Here is a 17,503-nt window from a genome sequence, read left to right on the forward strand (position 1 = left end):
CGGAAGGGCCAGCAGGCCTAGGAGCCGGCAGCCTGCGAGAACACAGCGAGTTCGATCTCGGGCGCGTCCCCGCCGCCGAGCCACTCGATCTCTTCAGCGAGGACCGCAGCTGTCACCAGCGGTTCGTGACGGCGAACAGCATCCAAGTTCGGTGGACTCCAGCGGATCTTCAGGCTGATCCGGTCGGTGACATCGAGGCCCGCTTCCTTGCGCGTTTGCTGGACGTTGCGGATCAGATCGCGCGCGGCGCCCTCGGCTTCGAGTTCGGGAGTGACAGTGGTGTCGAGCACCACGACAAGCCGCTGAGCGTCGAGCACCGAGGTTGTGCTGGGGTCAGCGGGTTGCAGGCTCAATTGGAATTCGCCGTCGTTGAGCTGGTGACCGCCTGCAATCACGGAACCGTCCGGTTCAGCGCGCCAATTACCGGAACGAGCAGCGGCAAACACCTCTTGAGCTGCGCTGCCCAACCGGGGCCCGAGCGTTGATCCCGAGGGGCGCAGCACAGGCGTCGCCAACGTCCCCAACTCGTCACGCAGCACAACCTCTGTGACGTTGATTTCTTCGGCCAGCAACTCAGCAAACGGCTCGAGCAGCTCCGCCCCAGCACCGGCCACCGTGACGCTGCGCAACGGCAATCGCACTCGCAAGCCTGCGTCCTCGCGTACCCGCAGCGCAGCGGAGGCAGCGGCGCGCACGGCGTCCATGCGCTCGACCAGCTCTGGATCAGACGGCAGAGTCTCCGGATCCGGCCAGTCGCTCAGGTGAACACTGTCGCCGCCGGTCAGCCCACCGTAGATCTCCTCGGTGATCATCGGCAGCAACGGAGCTGCCATGGCTGAGAAGATGCGCAGCACCGTGTACAGGGTGTCGAAGGCGTCCCGGTCGCCGGTCGGTCGGCCGTCACCCACAAGCGAACCAACGGCGGCTTCGCCCCAGAATCGGCCACGGCTGCGGCGGATGTACCAGTTGTTGAGGGCATCGATGAACGCCCGCAATTCGGCGGCTGCGCCAGGCAGGTCGTACGCGTCGAAGCTGGCCGTGACCGACTCCAGCGTGGCCCTGGTCTTGGCCAGCAGGTAGCGATCCAGCACGTTGTCCGAATCGACACGGAACCGCGCCTCGTAGCCGTCCGCGTTCGCATACAGCGTGAAGAACGCGTACGCGTTCCTCATCGGGATCAGTACTTGGCGGGCGACCTCATCGATACCGGCGTCTGTAATACGCGTGTCACCGCCGCGGACGATATTTGTCGCCATCAGGTACCAACGCAGGGCATCTGAGCCCTGATTGGCGAAAATGTCGGTGGGTTCGGTGTAGTTCCGCAGCCGCTTGGACAGCTTGTTGCCGTCAGCCGCCAGCAAGATCCCATGGCAGATCACGTTCTGGAACGCTGGCTGGGAGAACAGCGCTCCCGCCAGGACATGGAGCGTGTAGAACCAGCCCCGCGTCTGATTGATGTACTCCACGATGAAGTCGGCTGGAAAGTTCTTCTCGAACCATTCGGAGTTCTCGAACGGGTAGTGCACCGCCGCGAAGGGCATCGAACCCGATTCGAACCAGCAGTCGAGCACCTCCGGTACCCGCCGCATCATCGAGCGGCCTGTGGGGTCGTCGGGATTGGGTCGCGTCAGCTCATCGATGAAGGGTCGATGCAGGTCGGTCGGACGCACGCCGAAATCAGCTTCCAGCTCGTCGAGGCTGCCGTAGACGTCAATGCGGGGGTACTCGGGATCGTCGCTGACCCAGATCGGGATGGGCGAGCCCCAGAATCTGTTGCGGCTGATCGACCAGTCACGGGCTCCCGCCAGCCACTGCCCGAACCGGCCGTCGCGCACGTGGGCGGGTACCCAGTTGATCTCCTGATTGGTCTGAGCCAAGCGATCCGAGATCGCCGTGACTTTGACGTACCACGAACTGATGGCCTTGTAGATGATCGGCGTGTCGGTGCGCCAGCAGTGCGGGTAGTTGTGCTCATAGCTGTCGTGTCGCAGCACCCGGTTGCGACTCTTCAGCTCCACGATGATCTGCGGATTCGCCTCGAAGACGTTGAGGGTCGCCCACGGCGACACTTGCTCAGTGAAGCAACCGCGGTCATCCACCGGGACGGCATCGCCGATCTCTATGCCGTTGGCTTCGCAGATGATCTGATCGTCCTCGCCGAAGCCGGGCGCCAAATGAACGACGCCGGTGCCCTCTGAAGTGTCCACGAAGTCGCCGCTGAGCACCCGGAAGGCTTCGCTGCGGTGGTCGAAGAACTCGAACATCGGTGCGTACCGACGCCCCGCCAGCTCAGCGCCGCTCAGCGTTCCGACGACCGTGAACGGCTCGAGGTCTTCGCCATAGTGCTCGAGACAGTCAGACGCCAGGACGTAACGACCAGAACCGAGCGCCGCAGACTCCACAACGGCATAGTCGATGTCCCCGCCGACGGCGATCGCCAAATTGGAAGGCAAGGTCCATGGCGTCGTCGTCCACGCCAGCAACCGAAGGGGCCCAGCCGTGTCACTTGCGCCGGCCGTGTCGCCTGCGCCGGCTGCGCCAGCGGTGTCGCTTGCGCCGCCTGCGCCAGCGGTGTCACCGGTGTCATCAAGCTCGAACCAGACCGTGATGGCGGGATCCTGGCGCGGCCTCGTCGCATCATCGAGCCGGATCTCGAAGTTGGACAGTGGTGTCTCGGCGCCCCACGAATACGGCATGACCCGAAATGCCTGGTAGACGAGACCCTGGTCCCAGAGTCGCTTGAACGCCCACATGACCGATTCCATGTAGGGCAGATCCATTGTCTTGTAGTCGTTGTCGAAGTCCACCCATCGGGCTTGGCGTGTGACGGTCTTGCGCCATTCGGCGGTGTACCGCAGCACCGATTCGCGACACTGAGCATTGAAGCGTTCGATGCCGAAATCCGTGATGGCGGCCCGCCCAGCCACGCCGAGTTCACGTTCGGTTTCCATCTCGGCGGGCAGCCCATGGCAGTCCCAGCCGAAGCGCCGGTTGACACGGTGGCCGCGCATCGTCTGGTAGCGGGGAATGACATCCTTGACGTAGCCGGTCAGCAAGTGACCGTGGTGAGGCAATCCATTCGCAAAAGGCGGTCCGTCGTAGAAGACGAACTCGTCGTCCGCGGGGCGGTTGGAGATTGACGCCTCGAAGGTTCCCTCGTCCTGCCAGCGCGCAAGGATCCTCTCCTCGATTCGAGGGAAATCAGCTTGGGCGAAGACGCGGGGGTACACGGTGTCAATCGGCTCTCGCATCACCAGCGCCTCCTGCAGGCTGTGTCATCGTCCCAGCGATGGTGCGGTCTGGCCCACGAGATGGTGAGGGTACCCCTGGGGCACGGAAATCAACGGAGCCAATTACTGCCGCCCGCTCCGAGGAGTGGAGACCTAGAATGCCGCTTCGCTGAGCAGGGGAGGGGCCATGGCTACTGCGAAGAAGGCTGCTGCCCGCAAGACTGCCGCGAAGAAGGCTCCGGCACCCAAGAATGCCGCGAACTCCTCCGGCACCAATGCTGCTGAAAATAGGACTGGCGCCCGCAAGACTGGCGCCCGTAAGACTGGCGTCGCCTCAAAAGCGGCTGCGAAGAAAACCGCACCACTGCGCAGACCGTCAAAGCCGCGCTTCGGCGCGGTGTTCATGGAGAAGCAACGTCTGGCGCTGCTGGCCGAGCGTCGCCGCTACACCGCGCACGCTGAGCGATACGAAGCCGAAGCCGAACAGCTTGTCAACGAGCGCGAGCCGGGTGATGTGCAGTTCGACGAGGAGTCCGGCGAAGGAGACTCCATCGCCGTCGAGCGCGATCGAGCACTGCAGATCTCTGCGCGAGAACGCGAGGAAATCGCCGAGATTGACGCAGCTCTCACGCGTATCGAAGACGGCACGTACGGCATCTGCATCGTGTCGGGAAAGCCGATCCCCAAGGAGCGCTTGGAGGCCATCCCGCACGCATCGATGCGTGTGGAGGTCAAGAGCAGCGGTCCGGCGTGGCGGCGGCCCTAGCCGGGCCTCAGGTGTTCGCGAACCGGCCAGATGCCTTGCCAGATCGCTTGGCGCGCAATTTCAAGCTCGCGATCTCCTCGCTCGTCATTCTCTGTGTCGACCAGATCACCAAAGCGTGGGCCGTCGTTGCACTCGACGATCAGATCATCGATGTCGTGTGGACGCTGCGCCTGCGGCTCGTCCACAACACCGGCTTCGCCTTCTCGGCAGGGAGCGGTCTTGGTCCCGTACTGGCACTGGCCGCCATCGTGATCGTCGGCGTGCTGTGGTCGTCACGACGGCGCGTCCGCGCAGGATGGGCTGCGAGCGGTCTCGGAGGGATCATTGGCGGGGCTCTGGGCAATCTGACCGATCGCCTGTTTCGCGGCGCGGGCTGGGGTCGGGGCGCAGTCGTGGATTTTGTCGATCTTGGGTGGTGGCCGATCTTCAACCTGGCGGACGCCTCGATCACCGTCGGGCTCGTCATCGTGCTGTTCCACCTGTATCGCACCGAAAGGCAATCTTCCCGAACCCCCGGAGGGGCGCCTGAGTGAGCGAGCGACGCCGCAGGTTCGAGATCCCTGCCTCCCTGGGGGGGGAACGCCTCGACCGGGCGCTGTCGCTGCTGACCGGACGATCGCGGTCCGAGACGGCGAAGATGGTGACCGACGGCTGTGTCCTGATCGACGGCGAGGTATCGCCCGTCGGTTCGAGACGACTCTCGCCCGACGAAGTAGTCGAGGTGTTGCCAGATCGGGTTCCCGATGCCGTTCAAGAGCGGGAGCCCGAGATCGTCCCGTTCGATGTCCTGCATGCCGATGCTGATGTCGTGGTGGTGAACAAGCCCTCCGGCGTGGTCACCCATCCAGGCACCGGCCAACCCAGCGGAACGCTCGCTGACGCGCTCGTCAAGCGGTTCCCCGACATGGCCGAAGTCGGTCAATCCGACAGGCCGGGCATCGTGCACCGGCTTGACCGGGGGACGAGCGGGGCCTTGGTCTGCGCCCGCAGTGCTTTGGCATACGAAGATCTCATAGAGCAGCTCTCGCGGCGACAGGTCCGCCGGATTTACGCAGCCCTGGCACGCGGACACCCTGCTTCGCCGAGGGGCACGATCGATGCTCCCATCGGCCGCGACCCCAACAACCGCACGACGATGGCAGTAATGGCCACCGGACGCGAAGCTCGAACGCACTACGACACCGTCGAGACCTTCACGCACCCTGTGGAGGCATCCCTGCTTCGCTGCCAGCTCTCCACGGGCCGGACGCATCAGATCCGGGTGCATCTCGCCAGCATCGGGTTGCCGCTGCTCGGAGACCTCGCGTACGGCGTGCCGGATCCCTTCGGCGTCGGTCGCCCGCTGTTGCATGCGACGCAGCTGACATTCCGGCACCCCGCCTCGGGAGCCACTATGAGCTTTGCCGCTCCGATGCCCGCAGACTTCGTCGAAGCACTGCGAGAATTCGGTTCAGACCCGTCGGCATTCCCGACGAATTGAGCCTGGGAATTGAGCCTGGGAATTGAGCCGGAGAGCTGAGTCGCTACGGCGTCTCGAAGGCGATTCCGGGCCACGGCGCGCGGCCCCGGGCCACCTCTGCCACAGCAGCGAGGCTGTAGGAATCGAGTTCGGAACGCATGCGATGCCCGACTGAGTCCCAGATCGCAAGCAGCACGCATTGGCCTTCGTGGTCACAGGCACCGTCTTGATGGGGCTGGCCGAAATCGCCGAGGGCGATCGGCCCGTCGACGGCCCGAACGATCATCCCGATCGTGATTTCGGAAGGGTCACGTGCCATCACGTACCCACCTCCGACACCACGCTTGGAGCGAACCAACCCGGCCCCTTTGAGCGCCAGCAAGATCTGCTCGAGGTACGGCTGGGGCAGACCGGTGCGCTCCGCGATGTCGCGCACAGAGGTCGGCCTGCCATTGTCGTTGAGGACCAGGGACAGCAACGCGCGGCTTGCGTAGTCTCCCCGCGTCGAGACGGCCACGCTGGCAGCGTAGCCCCGCCTCTGCGGGTGCTCGTAGGGTCAGCGCCATGGACCGTGCCCTCGGCAGCGCCAGCGCCATCGACAGCGAGCCGCTGGTACTCGAGCGTGTCCTGCCCGCCTACGGCGGTCGGTGCATCACAGCAGCAATTCCAGGGCTCCTCGCTGGCGTAGAGACCGAACTCATCAGCGATCCTGTCGCTTCGGCTCCCACCGTGGTCATGCTGGTGATCGACGGGCTCGGATGGCATCAGCTGCGACGCAACAGATCACTGGCCCCGGTGCTCGCAGCGGCAAACGACCGCACGCCACCCATCACCACCGTTGCGCCGAGCACGACTGCGACGGCCCTGACATCTCTGACAACTGGTGCTGCGCCCAGCGAACACGGCCTTGTCGGGTATCGGGTGCCGACGTCGCTGGGACTGCTGAACGCCCTTCGCTGGCGCGCCGGCGGCACCGACGTACGCGCTTCGCTGCCAGCCGATGAACTGCAACCTGTCGTGCCCTTTTGCGGCCAACCGGCGGCGGTGGTGACACGGGCGGAATTTCGCCACAGTGGCTTCACTATGGCTCACCTGCGGGGCAGTGCATTCCGGGGCTGGCGCGAAGTGAACGAGATTGCCGAATGCGTCTTCGGCGCAGTAGCCGCGGGTTTTCGGCTGGTATTCGCGTACTACGACACCCTCGACAAGGTCGCTCACGAATTCGGGCTGGGCGACCACTATCGAGCTGCGCTGGCTGAGGTAGAACGCCTCGCCGTTGAATTGCGTACCGGACTGCCTGGTGACACTCCGCTCATCGTCACGGCCGACCACGGCGTCGTCGAAGTGCTCGAACCGCTCGTCATGATCGACCCTGAGGTGGCCGATCTCACCACCGGCTGGTCGGGTGAGGCCAGGATGCTGTGGCTGCACGCTCGCCCAGGTGCGCAACGTCAACTCGCAGGTGCGTGTGAGCGATACGCCGCCCTCGCGGAGATCGCTCCCGTGAGCCAGGTGCTGGACGAATGTTGGCTGGGCAACCATGTCTCGAAGGCAGCCCGGGGCCGTCTCGGCGATGTCGCGCTCGTTCCCCGTGGCCTGCAGGCCTTCACCATGCCCGATGAAGACCAGCCGCACCATGGCCTGATCGGCCGGCACGGGGGTTTGACTTCAGAGGAAATGATGGTGCCCTTCGCACAGTTGTAGCGAGGCTCACAAGCGGCTGCCGACTGGCTGTGAAGCGACGTGCATCCAGTGTCCACGGGCATTTCTTGAGACCTCGCCGACGGGGATCGCGCCCTCGCCAGATAGCATTTTGATGGTGGTCGGCGATTCGGTTCAGGATCCAGAACAGGGTGAACTGCTAAATAGCGGACCTCGCACGGAAGATGACCCCAACGACGAGCCCTTCGTTCCTGAACCGGCGAAGCTCATGCGTATTGGCGGCATGATTCGCAAACTGCTCGAAGAAGTCCGCCATGCGGAACTCGACGAAGCAGGTCGCGATCGCATGCGCGACGTGTACCACCTGTCCGTCGAGGAACTGGCAACGGCGCTGTCCGAGCCGCTCGCTAGCGAGCTGAACCGGATTGCGCTGCCGTTCGACGAGGAAATCCCCTCTGGCCCTGAGCTACGCATCGCTCAGGCCCAACTCGTGGGATGGCTCGAAGGACTGTTCCACGGCATCCAAGCAGCAGTATCGGCGCAGCAGATGATGGCTGAGCGGCAGCTGCGCAGCATGCGTGGCAACGCCCTCGAAGCCGGCGAGCAGCCCAGTCCAGGCAGGACAGCAGAGCGTGGCGGTGTCTATCTGTGACCGGGGCGAGATCGGTCGGCGGCAGTCGTCGCATGCTTGGCATCGCTGCAACGGGGGGCGCTTCCGCGCACTGAGCTAGCACTGAAGGATTTGTCTGGCCAGCCATTGGGGTTCGGTCAGCGAGCACCGCAGGGAGCGAGAACCAAAATGGCGCTCGAAGTTGAGACAAAGGACTGCACGGCACTCAGCGATGCCGAGATCTGCGAGATGGCAGAGTTGGTCACGGGTGAGAACGTTCACTTCGACGTCGGACATCTCTCCAAGCAGCGCGATGCCTGGGTGCTCGTCACCCACGTACGAGACGGCACCAAGCTCGCCGCATACGGTTATTGCACCCTCGAGCGTGTCGGCGGCGATCCCACCGTGCTGATGGGTGCGGGTGCAACACGGCGTTCGGCCCGTCGTGACAGCGCACTGCGTGCAATGGTGACCGATCAACTTCGCCGCGCCGTGCTGGCGTTCCCCGACGAAGACGTGCTGGTGGCCTCCCAGATGGCCGACGCAGGCGCCTTCACTGCGTTCAAGCCGCTCGATCGGGTGGTGCCACGTCCCGGCTACGAGCCCAACGGCGAGGACCGCGCCTGGGGACGGCGACTCGCAAAGCGATTCGAGATTCAGGGCGAGTACAAGGCTCGAGAGTTCAAGGTCTATGGCGACGGCGGGCCCTCGTTCGTGCTGAACCACACCGCACCACGGCCCGAGAAGGTCGATCCGGCGTTGATCGCACTGTTTGACGGCTTCGACACCGCAAATGGTGACGCGCTGATCTCGTTCGGCTGGGCCACCCGGGAAGACCTAGCGAAGCTGCTGTAGCGCTCCCGGCCAATTGGGGTCCCGGGCGGGCTGAGCACCTGGTCCTGTGAGCGGAGATTTCGGCAGACTCGCCCGCCGACGGCGCATGACCCGGCATTTCATGCCGGACCCTGTTGACGATGTGCTTGTGGCGCGGGTCCTCGATGCAGCTCGGCGCGTCCCATCGGCCGGCAACTCGCAGGGTTTCGACTTCGTCGTGCTCAGCGGGGCCTCCCAGACGGCTCGGTACTGGGACGCGACGCTGCGGGCAGATCGTCGGGACAGCTTTCGTTGGGCCAGCTTGATCGCCTGCCCGGTCCTGATCACCGTCTGGGCGGACCCAGGGGCGTACGTCGAGCGCTACGCAGAGTCCGATAAAGCGCATACGGGCCTCGGCGAAAACCCTGATGCCTGGTCGACGCCGTTCTGGACGGTGGATGCGAGTTTCGCTGCGATGGCATTGCAGTACGCCGCGATAGACGAAGGTCTCGGCGTGCTGTTTTTTGGCATGTTCAAACACGCCGGCGCAGTTGCGGCAGCGCTCGGCGTCCCGCCATCGCACGAACCCATCGGCGTGGTGGCTGTGGGATGGCCCGATCGGTCAGCAGAGGCCTCAAGCGGACCCGCCGCGAGCCACCGCAGACCTCGGCGTCCGCTCTTCGCCGAAGCGAACGCACACGATCCCGAAGCGCTGAACGCAACGGTCGATCGCCCGCTGGTTCATCGGGGGCACTGGCTGGGGCACTGGTAAGTTGCTGCGGGGTGGCAGTGGCGGCCCGAGTTGGCTCGGTGCTGGCTCTGCGCCGGGCCGCTGCACTCACCTCGACTTGGGAGGAACGCTGACGTGGGCGAGCACATCGCGCCGAACGAAATCGCGCCAAACGAAACTGCGCCGAACGAAATCGCGCCGAACGAAACTGCGCCGAACGAAACTGCGCCGAACCAGATTTCAATGGTCGAGTACCTGCAGCTCGGGGAGGACCCCCACCTGGCCGCCAACGTCTGCGATGCCTGCGGGGTCACCTATTTCGATCGTCGGAATGCATGTGCCGCGTGCGGGGCTCGCGAATTCTCGACGACTCGGCTCGCCAACACGGGCGCGGTGAGGGCGTTCACGATCGTGCACCGCGCTGCGCGGGGAGTGCCGGCTCCGTATGTGTCCGCGGTAGTCGATCTCGACGGAGGCGGGCGCGTGAAGAGCAACATCGTCAATGTCGAGCCCACGCCCGAGAACGTGAGCCTCGGGATGCGCGTGCGCCTCGCTACCTACGTGTCTGCTACCGACGACGAAGGCAACGAAGCCGTTGCCTTCGGATACGAGCCTTCGCCAGCCTGAGGGCGCCAGCAGGCCCGCTGATACCGACCCCGATCCGACCGCATAACGACCGCATTCGACACAGACAACTCAGCACAGACAACTCAGCACAGATAACCAACAGCACCGCCATTCACCGGAGAAGAGCAGCCATGAGCAACCAGGACCCCGTCTGGATCCTCGGCACGTCCATGACCAAGTTCGGCCGTTACGCCGACAAAGACCTGATCGACCTTGCAGCGCAGGCCTCGTTGGGGGCACTGGACGACGGCGGGGTGACCATGGCCGACATGGATGTCCTGGCGGCGGGCTGCCTCTACGAAGCAAACGGCAGCGTCGGACAGCGCCTCCAGAAGCAGATCGGCCAGACCGGCATTCCCGTGTACAACGTGGCCAACGCCTGCGCCACGGGCGCCACGGCGGTCCGCACGGTGATGATGGCGATCAAGTCCGGCGAGGCGCAGATGGGCCTTGCTGTAGGCGTCGAGCAGATGGGCAAGATGGGCATGCTCGGTGGCGATCGGGCCGCCCGCTCCGACAAGACCGTGTTCGCACGCAAGGGCCGCTTCGGCTCCGTGGTGGGTGTCGAGGGGCGCTTGGGCACCAACATGATGCCGGGCGTGTTTGCCCAGGCCGGCATGGAGTACGCGTATGAGAACGATGGCGTGGGATTCGAGCAATTCGCCAAGGTGGCTCAGAAGAACCACGAGCACTCGACGCTGAACCCGCTGGCGCAGTACCGCAAGGCGTTCACGCTGGAAGAGGTCATGGGCTCCGAGGTGATCGCCTACCCGAACACGCTGCTGATGTGCTGCCCCACCGGCGACGGCTCGGCTGCAGTCGTGCTGGTCTCCGATGAGAAGCTGCGGACGCTGCCACGTGAGCAGCAACGACGCGCCGTCAAGGTCTCGGCTTCGGTGCTGACCTCAGATCCCTGGACCGAGGGCTGCCAGGTCCAGCCTGATGTCAACACGCTGACCCGCAACGCAGCCGACGCTGCTTACGAGGACTCGGGCGTCGACCCCGCCGATCTCGACCTCGTCGAGCTGCATGACTGCTTCGCGACGGCCGAGCTGCGGCACTACGACAACTTGCGTCTGTGCCAACCCGGTGGCGCCGGCGAGTGGATCGACCGGGGCGGTCCGTGGCGTGACGGCGATATCCCCGTCAACGTGTCGGGTGGCCTGCTGTCGAAGGGGCACCCCATCGGCGCTACCGGCGTGGCCAACCTGTTCGAGGTTGCTACCCACCTTCGTGGCGAGGCTGGCGATCGTCAGGTTCCCGACGCCAAGGTCGGTCTTGCCCACGTCATCGGCCTCGGCTCCAGCTGCGGCGTGCACGTCCTGGAGCGCTCAGGCCTCTAGGTCGCGCGCGGCCATCGGACACAGGCGCGCAGGCCTCTAGCCCGAACGCCCCATCAGATGCTGGTGCTCAGGCCTCTAGGTCGAGCGCGGCCATCAGATGCTGGTGCTCAGGCCTCTAGGTCGAGCGCGGCCATCGGACACAGGCGCTCAGGCCTCTAGGTCGCGCGCGGCCATCGGACACAGGCGCGCAGGCCTCCGGCCGGAACGCGATCATCGGACAGCTCGGCTCGAGCCTGCGCGGAATCCATGGGGTTCCCGTAGCAATGTGTCGTTACGTTCGCGCGAGGGCCAGCCACTCCGGGTGGGAAGTGCCTTTCGGACTCGGCCACCACCCGGCTGAGGCTGGCCTCTTCGGCAAGCGTACTTCGTCGGACCCGATCGGGAGTCTCAGTTATTGAATGCTTCGAGCGTGGGTGTCAGCTCGTCGAGGTACTGCAGCGTCTCGTCTGCCGACGGCAGGTCGAAGTTCACAGGCGTGAACACGAACTGGCTGACGCCGGCCTCTGCATAGGACTCCAGCCGGTCCAGACGCGGCCGTCCCCAGATGTAGAGCGTGATGGGAATGTCGTCGGCGTCGGGCCGCCCTGCCTCGGCGGCGAGTCGACGGAATCGCTCGATGCCGCCGACCACGTCGGGCTTGCCAGTGACGTTCATCACACCGACATCGATGGGACACCATTCATCGGCGTACTCCGCTGCGTGCCCGATGCCGAGCGGACCCGCATTGCCGAGCGCGATCGGTACCGAGCCATTCGCCGGCTTGGGGTAGATCCACGACTCGCTGTGGCTGTCCCAGCGGCCGTCCAAGGCCGGTACCGGATCGTTCGCCCAGATGGACCGCATGGCAGCCACACGCTCGCGCATGGCGCCGTATCGCTGACCGAACGGCATGTCGGGCCGATGATCGGCCAGTTCCTCTTTGTTCCAGCCGACGCCGATGCCGAGCACGACTCGTCCGTCCGACAGCACATCGGTCGACGACACAGTCCGAGCGAGATCGATGAGGTCGTGCTGCAGGATGAGACAGATGCCGGTGCCCAGCTTGATGGTGGAGGTCCGCGCTGCTGCAACGCCCATCGACACAAACGGATCCATCATGTGCAGGTAGGTCCCCGGCAGCTGCCCGCCATTGGGGTACGGGCTCTGGCGAGATGTCGGGATGTGGGTGTGCTCGGGGTACCAGACCGAGTAGTAGCCACGCTCTTCGAGCTCGTGGGCCAGATCGCCCGGATCGATGCCGCCGTGATGATTGCCAGTGAGGTACCCGAATTTCATGGCGCGCAGCCTAAATGCCACGCTGACACGTATGCCCGCTGGCGCCGTCAGCCGCGGCCGACCGCCGGCGCCTCCAGCCGCGGCCGACTGCCGGCGCCTCCAGACGCGGCCGACCGCCGGTTCAAGGTGTCCTCCGGCACCTGCTCGCTCGGGCCCTTGGGTGTCACTACTGGGGTGCCGTTACTGGTACTTGATGTCGTGGTGGCGGCCGAAGTCGCCGTTCGTGCGCACATCTTCACTGTTCGTTGTAGATGCAGGGGTTTGGTCATGGCGGGTTGCCTCCTCGCTCGCCGCTGGCGGGTTCGCTGCGGGGTTCGGTGTCCCAGTGGCCGGTGGTGGGGTGTCGGCGCAATCGCTGGTTGCGTTCGTGCAGGCCGTTGTGGCAGTCGTCGCACAGTGCTGCGAGGTTGGGAGGGTCTGTGGTGCCGCGGTCGGCGTTCCATTCGTCGATGTGGTGGTACTCACAGCGATGCATCGGGGCACGGCACAGAACACAGCCGCGGTCGCGTATGGCGACGGCGAGCTGTTGAGCTGCGGTGGCGAGCCGTCGGCCGCGCCCGAGCCACAGCGGCTGGCCTGCGGTGTCGAATACTGCGCCGCTGATGCGTGTGTCGGGCGAGAGGTTGTTGAGGATCTCGGCCGGTACGGGTCCGACGCCGAGGGCTTCGCATCGTCCGTGGGGTGTGGTGCCGTCGATGACGCCCATCTCGGCGACGATGACGAGTTGGTTGGGTGCTTGAGCAGGCCGCCAGTGCTGGATCGAGCGGCCCGCGGCGCCGACCGGCACGGTGTCGCTGTGTGTGGGGGGTGTCGCATCGCTGCGTGCAGGGGGTGTCGCATCCCTGTGTGTGGGGGGTGTCGCATCCCTGTGTGTGGGGGGTGTCGCATCCCTGTGTGAAGGGGGTGTCGCATCGCAGCGTTGCGGGATGTCGTCGCTATCGCAGCGGTGTTCGTGCTCGTCGCGGCCATCACGGTCGCGCTCGGCATCGCTTGTTTCGCTGCGGCCATGTCGGGGATCGCCAGTGCGCACGGGTTCGGCAACGTCACGGCCCGGGTCGGTGTCGGTGCTCTTGGGGGAGTGGTGCTGTGCCAGAAGCGATGGGGCCGTGGGGTGGTCGATGGTGACCAAAGCGTTGCGGTCGGTGAGCATTTCGAAGACGGCGTCCGCGAGGCGTTGTTTGTTGTCGCGGATCTGGTTGGGTGTGCCGTCGCGTCCGCCGTCTTGTCGCCACAGGGCATCTTTGTAGGTCTCGACTGCCTGTTGGATCAACGCGAAGCTGATCGGGTCCAAGCGTGCGTTGAGCACTCCCATGCCGCTGGCGTGATCGACGAACAATGCGGCGCTGCGTTCGCGGCGTTGGCGCGCAAGCATTGATCGCACCGCGTCGGGGTCGTAGCGGGCGGCGAAGTCGCGGGCGTCTCGGCGCAGAATCTCGGGCGGCACCGCAGCGGCGGTCTCGAGCAGGTCCGCGGCGGTGTCGACGGCATTGGGGCTGGTCTGTCGGGCCGCGTCCGCGAGCACCTCGGCATGCTCGACGGTGAGATCGCCCACCGCGAGGCCGCGCGCCACATTCGGCATCTGAGCGATCTGTTCGCTGACTTGTGTGGTGCGCTTGGCCTTGCGGCTGCTCTGCCGTGCCCGCTCGCGAAGCGCCGAACGGCCCGCTCCTGCCTGTGAGGCTTCCAGCGCGGCGGTGGCATTCAGCAGCATTGCCTGAGCGGCTGAGCGCAGCCGTTCAGCCTGTTCGACCACCAGAGCGAGCGTGTCGCTGGACGCACCCTCGAGCGGGACCAGCGACGCCCGCGCCACTACGTCACGCGCGCCGCGCAGCACCGACAGCACCGACAGCACCGACTCGGCAGGCGGCGCCGATCCGGCCGCCGAATCGCCGCGAACGTCCGTGAACCTCATGACATTGACTGTAAGCACACCCTGTTACACGAAGACTCGGCCGAGGCCACCCCCGGCAGCCTCCACCAGACCAAACGAGCTCCCCAGCCAAGGCCACCCCGGCAACATCCACCAGACCCGACGAGCTCCTCAGCCAGGGCCACCCCGGCAACATCCACCAGACCCAACGAGCTCCTCAGCCAAGGCCACCCCCGGCAGCCCCCACCAGACCCAACGAGCTCCTCAGCCAGGGCCACCCCGGCAGCCCCCACCAGACCCAACGAAATCCTCAGCCTCGGCCGACCAGCGGCATCCCGTTGGCCATCACCGTCATCGTCAGGACGTTGGTGTCGGCAGGCAGCTCCGCCATGTAGAGGACTGCGCGGGCCACGTCGTCGACATCCATCAGCGGTTCGGCCCGGATGCTCCCGTCGGCCTGGGGGACACCGGTGGCCATGGCCGCGGTCAGGGGCGATTCGGCGTTGCCGATGTCGATCTGCCCGACGGTGATGCCGTGGGAGCGCCCGTCCAGCGACAGTGCCTTGGTCAGCCCTGTGATGGCGTGTTTCGTCGCTGTGTAGGGGGATGAATGCGGTCGCGGTGTCTGCGCCGACACCGACCCGTTGTTGATGATGCGACCGCCGGAGGGCCGCTGGCGTTTCATCTGAGCGAAGGCCGCACGGGCGCACAGCCATGAGCCGGTGAGATTCACGCCGACGGTGGCCATCCAGTCCGCGACCGGTACTTCATCCACCGGCACGGGACGGGTGCCCATGCCGGCGTTGTTGAACAGCAGGTCGACACGTCCGAACCGGTCTGTGGTCCCTGCGAACAGAGCATCGACCTGGTCTGGTTCCGAGACATCAGCGGTGACGGCGAGTGCTTCATCCGCGCACAGATCCACCACCTCGTCGAGCAGCTCTCGGCGACGGCCGCAGATGACCACCTTCCAGCCGGCCTCCGAGAGCGCCAGCGCGCAGGCCTTGCCGACACCGGTGCCGCCTCCGGTGATGATTGCCACCCGGTCACGGGTTCCGGCGTCGTTCGAGCCGGCATCGCCAGGAGCAGCGTCATTTGGAGCAGTTCCCGATTCGCCTACCTGTGGTGCGTTCACGTGGCCTCCTTCTGCGGCTGCTCGCCGCCCTCTGTTGCGCCCTGACTGCCGCCTCGCTCGCCGCGCTGACTGCCGCGCTGAGTGCCGCTTCGCTCGCCGCGCTGAGTGCCGCTTCGCTCGCCGTCGCCCTTGGAGCCCCGCTTGCCGCCCTGCTTGGCGGCTTGGGCCTGACGCTTCTGAATGTTCGCCCACTCGTCTCGCAGCCCGACGGTGCGGTGGAACAGCGAGACCCCTGAGCTGTCCGACACGGGGCTGTCCGACGCAGGGCCGTCCAACCCGGGGCTGTCCAACCCGGGGTTGTCCAACCCAGGGCTGTCCGACACGGGGCCGTCGGCGCAGAAATAGCCGAGTCGCTCGAACTGCACCACGGTGCCCGCAGCGATATCCGCGATTGCCGGCTCTGCAACGCCGGCAAGAACCTCACGGGAGTCCGGATGCAGGTCGTCGAGGGGATCACCGGTGCGGTCGCCTGGCAGCTCGGCATCGAAGAGCCGCTCATACAGCGCAGCAGTGATGGGCACTGCGTGCGCTGCGCTGACCCAGTGAATGGTGGCCTTGACCTTTCGGCCGTCGGGCGCCTGACCGCCGGAAGTCTGCGGGTCATAGGTGCAGTGCACCTCGGTGACATTGCCCTCGCCGTCGGTCACCGCGTCGGTGCAACGCACGAAGTAGCCCGCTCGCAGCCGGACCTCCCGACCAGGCGTGAGCCGGAAGTACTTCGGCGGGGCCTCCAGCCGGAAGTCGTCCTGCTCGATCCACAGGGTCCCGCTGAAGGGCACCTGCCGGGTGCCCACAGCCGGATCCTCGGGATTATTGACCGCCTCCCGGTACTCGGTGACGGGCACGCCGTCGTCATCGGCGGGCCAGTTGGTGATCACGAGCTTCAGCGGCCGCAGGACGGCCATGCGGCGAGGCGCCACGGCATTCAGCTCCGTTCGCACGAACGATTCCAGCAGCTCAGGAGCGTGGCGGCTGTTGGTACGCGCAACCCCGATAGAGGCGCAGAACTCTCGGATGGCCGCAGGGGGATACCCCCGCCGCCGCAGGGCACGCAGCGTCGGCAGCCGGGGATCGTCCCAGCCGTCCACATGGCCGCCCTCCACCAGCCGGCGCAGGACCCGCTTGGAGGTGATCGTGTGGTTCAGCTCCAGCCGGGCGAACTCGGTCTGGTAGGGCCGCTCACCGGTATGGCCGAGCGCATCGAGCGGCAAATGTTCCAGGTACCAGTCATAGAGCGCCCGGTTGTCTCGGAATTCCAGCGTGCACAGCGAATGGGTGACGCCCTCGACGGCATCGCTCTGGCCGTGTGCCCAGTCGTAGGTGGGGTAGATGCACCAGCGGTCGCCGCTGCGGTAGTGATGCTCGTGACGGATGCGGTACATCACCGGGTCGCGCATCTGCATGTTCTCGTGCTGCATGTCGACGCGGGCACGCAGCACCCGGCTGCCCTCGGGATACCGGCCGGCGGCCATCTCCCGGAACAGGCGCAAGTTCTCGGTGACCGGCCGGTCGCGGTACGGGCTCTCCGTGCCTGCGCGGCCGAAGCCTCCGCGGCCAGCCGAGATGGCGTCCGCGTCCTGATCATCGACGTAGGCAAGACCTCGCTCAATCAGCAGCTCGGCCCACGCGTACAACTGCTCGAAGTAGTCCGAGGCGTAGCGGATCTCGTGCGGCTCGAATCCGAGCCACCTCACGTCGTCGACGATGGCATCGACATATTCAGGGCTCTCGGTGGCGGGGTTCGTGTCATCGAAGCGGAGGACACAGCGCCCGCCGAATTCGGAAGCGACAGTGAAGTCGAGACAGATGGCCTTGGCATGACCGATGTGGAGGTACCCGTTCGGCTCTGGCGGAAAGCGGGTCTGCACTCGGCCCGCGAACCGCGCCGAAGCAAGGTCCGCTACGACAAGATCGCGAATGAGGTCGCGCCCGCTGCCGTCGTCTGGCTCAGGACTGATCTCGGCAGGGCGGGAGGGCACGGCT

Annotated in this window: 14 protein-coding genes and 1 pseudogene; 9 read left to right on the forward strand and 6 right to left on the reverse strand. The window is 65.7% G+C overall.

Features of this window, described 5'->3' with window-relative positions:
* Window positions 1-17: 17 nt before the first annotated feature.
* The gene (gene ileS, locus ACOOHB_RS04910) at window positions 18-3,251 is read right to left on the reverse strand and encodes an isoleucine--tRNA ligase (protein ID WP_420443693.1); all 3,234 of its coding nucleotides are present in this window, start codon (window positions 3,249-3,251) and stop codon (window positions 18-20) included.
* Window positions 3,252-3,417: 166 nt separating this feature from the next.
* Between ileS and ACOOHB_RS04915 the strand changes: the two genes are divergently transcribed.
* From ACOOHB_RS04915 to ACOOHB_RS04925, 3 genes are read left to right on the forward strand one after another with little or no spacing between them, the layout of a single operon-like run.
* Window positions 3,418-3,996 carry a TraR/DksA family transcriptional regulator gene (locus ACOOHB_RS04915; RefSeq protein WP_420443694.1) on the forward strand — a complete coding sequence of 193 codons (579 nt, stop codon included), beginning with the start codon at window positions 3,418-3,420 and terminating at the stop codon, window positions 3,994-3,996.
* Between the two features lie 11 nt (window positions 3,997-4,007).
* The gene (gene lspA / locus ACOOHB_RS04920) at window positions 4,008-4,529 is read left to right on the forward strand and encodes a signal peptidase II (RefSeq protein WP_420443695.1); all 522 of its coding nucleotides are present in this window, start codon (window positions 4,008-4,010) and stop codon (window positions 4,527-4,529) included.
* Window positions 4,526-5,476: an RluA family pseudouridine synthase gene (locus tag ACOOHB_RS04925; RefSeq protein WP_420443696.1), complete on the forward strand. Its 951-nt coding sequence runs from the start codon at window positions 4,526-4,528 to the stop codon at window positions 5,474-5,476. The genes lspA and ACOOHB_RS04925 overlap by 4 nt, the downstream gene beginning before the upstream one ends.
* A gap of 43 nt (window positions 5,477-5,519) precedes the next feature.
* Here ACOOHB_RS04925 and ACOOHB_RS04930 read toward each other — a convergent pair whose 3' ends face one another.
* A complete protein-coding gene (locus tag ACOOHB_RS04930) occupies window positions 5,520-5,972 on the reverse strand; it encodes an RrF2 family transcriptional regulator (protein WP_420443697.1) in 453 nt (150 codons plus the stop codon).
* A gap of 47 nt (window positions 5,973-6,019) precedes the next feature.
* Here ACOOHB_RS04930 and ACOOHB_RS04935 point away from each other — a divergent pair, with 47 nt between their 5' ends.
* The 6 genes from ACOOHB_RS04935 to ACOOHB_RS04960 all read left to right on the forward strand — a co-directional run bounded on the left by ACOOHB_RS04935 (window position 6,020) and on the right by ACOOHB_RS04960 (window position 11,240).
* Window positions 6,020-7,159 (forward strand): alkaline phosphatase family protein, encoded by a 1,140-nt coding sequence (locus ACOOHB_RS04935; RefSeq protein WP_420443698.1) that lies wholly within the window; start codon window positions 6,020-6,022, stop codon window positions 7,157-7,159.
* A gap of 112 nt (window positions 7,160-7,271) precedes the next feature.
* On the forward strand, window positions 7,272-7,769 hold the full coding sequence (locus ACOOHB_RS04940; RefSeq protein WP_420443699.1) for a proteasome activator: 498 nt from the start codon (window positions 7,272-7,274) through the stop codon (window positions 7,767-7,769).
* 147 nt (window positions 7,770-7,916) lie between these two features.
* The gene (locus tag ACOOHB_RS04945) at window positions 7,917-8,582 is read left to right on the forward strand and encodes a hypothetical protein (RefSeq protein WP_420443700.1); all 666 of its coding nucleotides are present in this window, start codon (window positions 7,917-7,919) and stop codon (window positions 8,580-8,582) included.
* A gap of 85 nt (window positions 8,583-8,667) precedes the next feature.
* Window positions 8,668-9,312: a nitroreductase family protein gene (locus ACOOHB_RS04950; RefSeq protein ID WP_420443701.1), complete on the forward strand. Its 645-nt coding sequence runs from the start codon at window positions 8,668-8,670 to the stop codon at window positions 9,310-9,312.
* A 201-nt stretch (window positions 9,313-9,513) separates the two neighbouring features.
* Entirely contained in the window at window positions 9,514-9,897 is a 384-nt protein-coding gene (locus tag ACOOHB_RS04955; RefSeq protein WP_420444661.1) for a Zn-ribbon domain-containing OB-fold protein, read from the forward strand.
* Window positions 9,898-10,028: 131 nt separating this feature from the next.
* Window positions 10,029-11,240 carry a thiolase family protein gene (locus ACOOHB_RS04960; protein WP_420443702.1) on the forward strand — a complete coding sequence of 404 codons (1,212 nt, stop codon included), beginning with the start codon at window positions 10,029-10,031 and terminating at the stop codon, window positions 11,238-11,240.
* A gap of 387 nt (window positions 11,241-11,627) precedes the next feature.
* On the opposite strand, the gene ACOOHB_RS04965 is transcribed toward ACOOHB_RS04960, so the two are convergent.
* The 4 genes and pseudogenes from ACOOHB_RS04965 to ACOOHB_RS04980 all read right to left on the reverse strand — a co-directional run.
* Window positions 11,628-12,515: a TIGR03619 family F420-dependent LLM class oxidoreductase gene (locus ACOOHB_RS04965; protein WP_420443703.1), complete on the reverse strand. Its 888-nt coding sequence runs from the start codon at window positions 12,513-12,515 to the stop codon at window positions 11,628-11,630.
* Window positions 12,516-12,780: 265 nt separating this feature from the next.
* Window positions 12,781-14,427, reverse strand: coding sequence for an HNH endonuclease (locus ACOOHB_RS04970; RefSeq protein WP_420443704.1), 1,647 nt, complete (start codon window positions 14,425-14,427; stop codon window positions 12,781-12,783).
* 268 nt (window positions 14,428-14,695) lie between these two features.
* The gene (locus ACOOHB_RS04975) at window positions 14,696-15,427 is read right to left on the reverse strand and encodes an SDR family oxidoreductase (protein ID WP_420444662.1); all 732 of its coding nucleotides are present in this window, start codon (window positions 15,425-15,427) and stop codon (window positions 14,696-14,698) included.
* Between the two features lie 239 nt (window positions 15,428-15,666).
* Window positions 15,667-17,499: pseudogene (locus tag ACOOHB_RS04980) on the reverse strand (glutamine--tRNA ligase/YqeY domain fusion protein); the annotation flags it as partial.
* Between the last annotated feature and the right edge of the window lie 4 nt (window positions 17,500-17,503).

It is taken from the genome of Candidatus Poriferisodalis sp., from assembly GCF_965215815.1.
In the GTDB taxonomy this organism is placed as follows: domain Bacteria; phylum Actinomycetota; class Acidimicrobiia; order Acidimicrobiales; family Poriferisodalaceae; genus Poriferisodalis.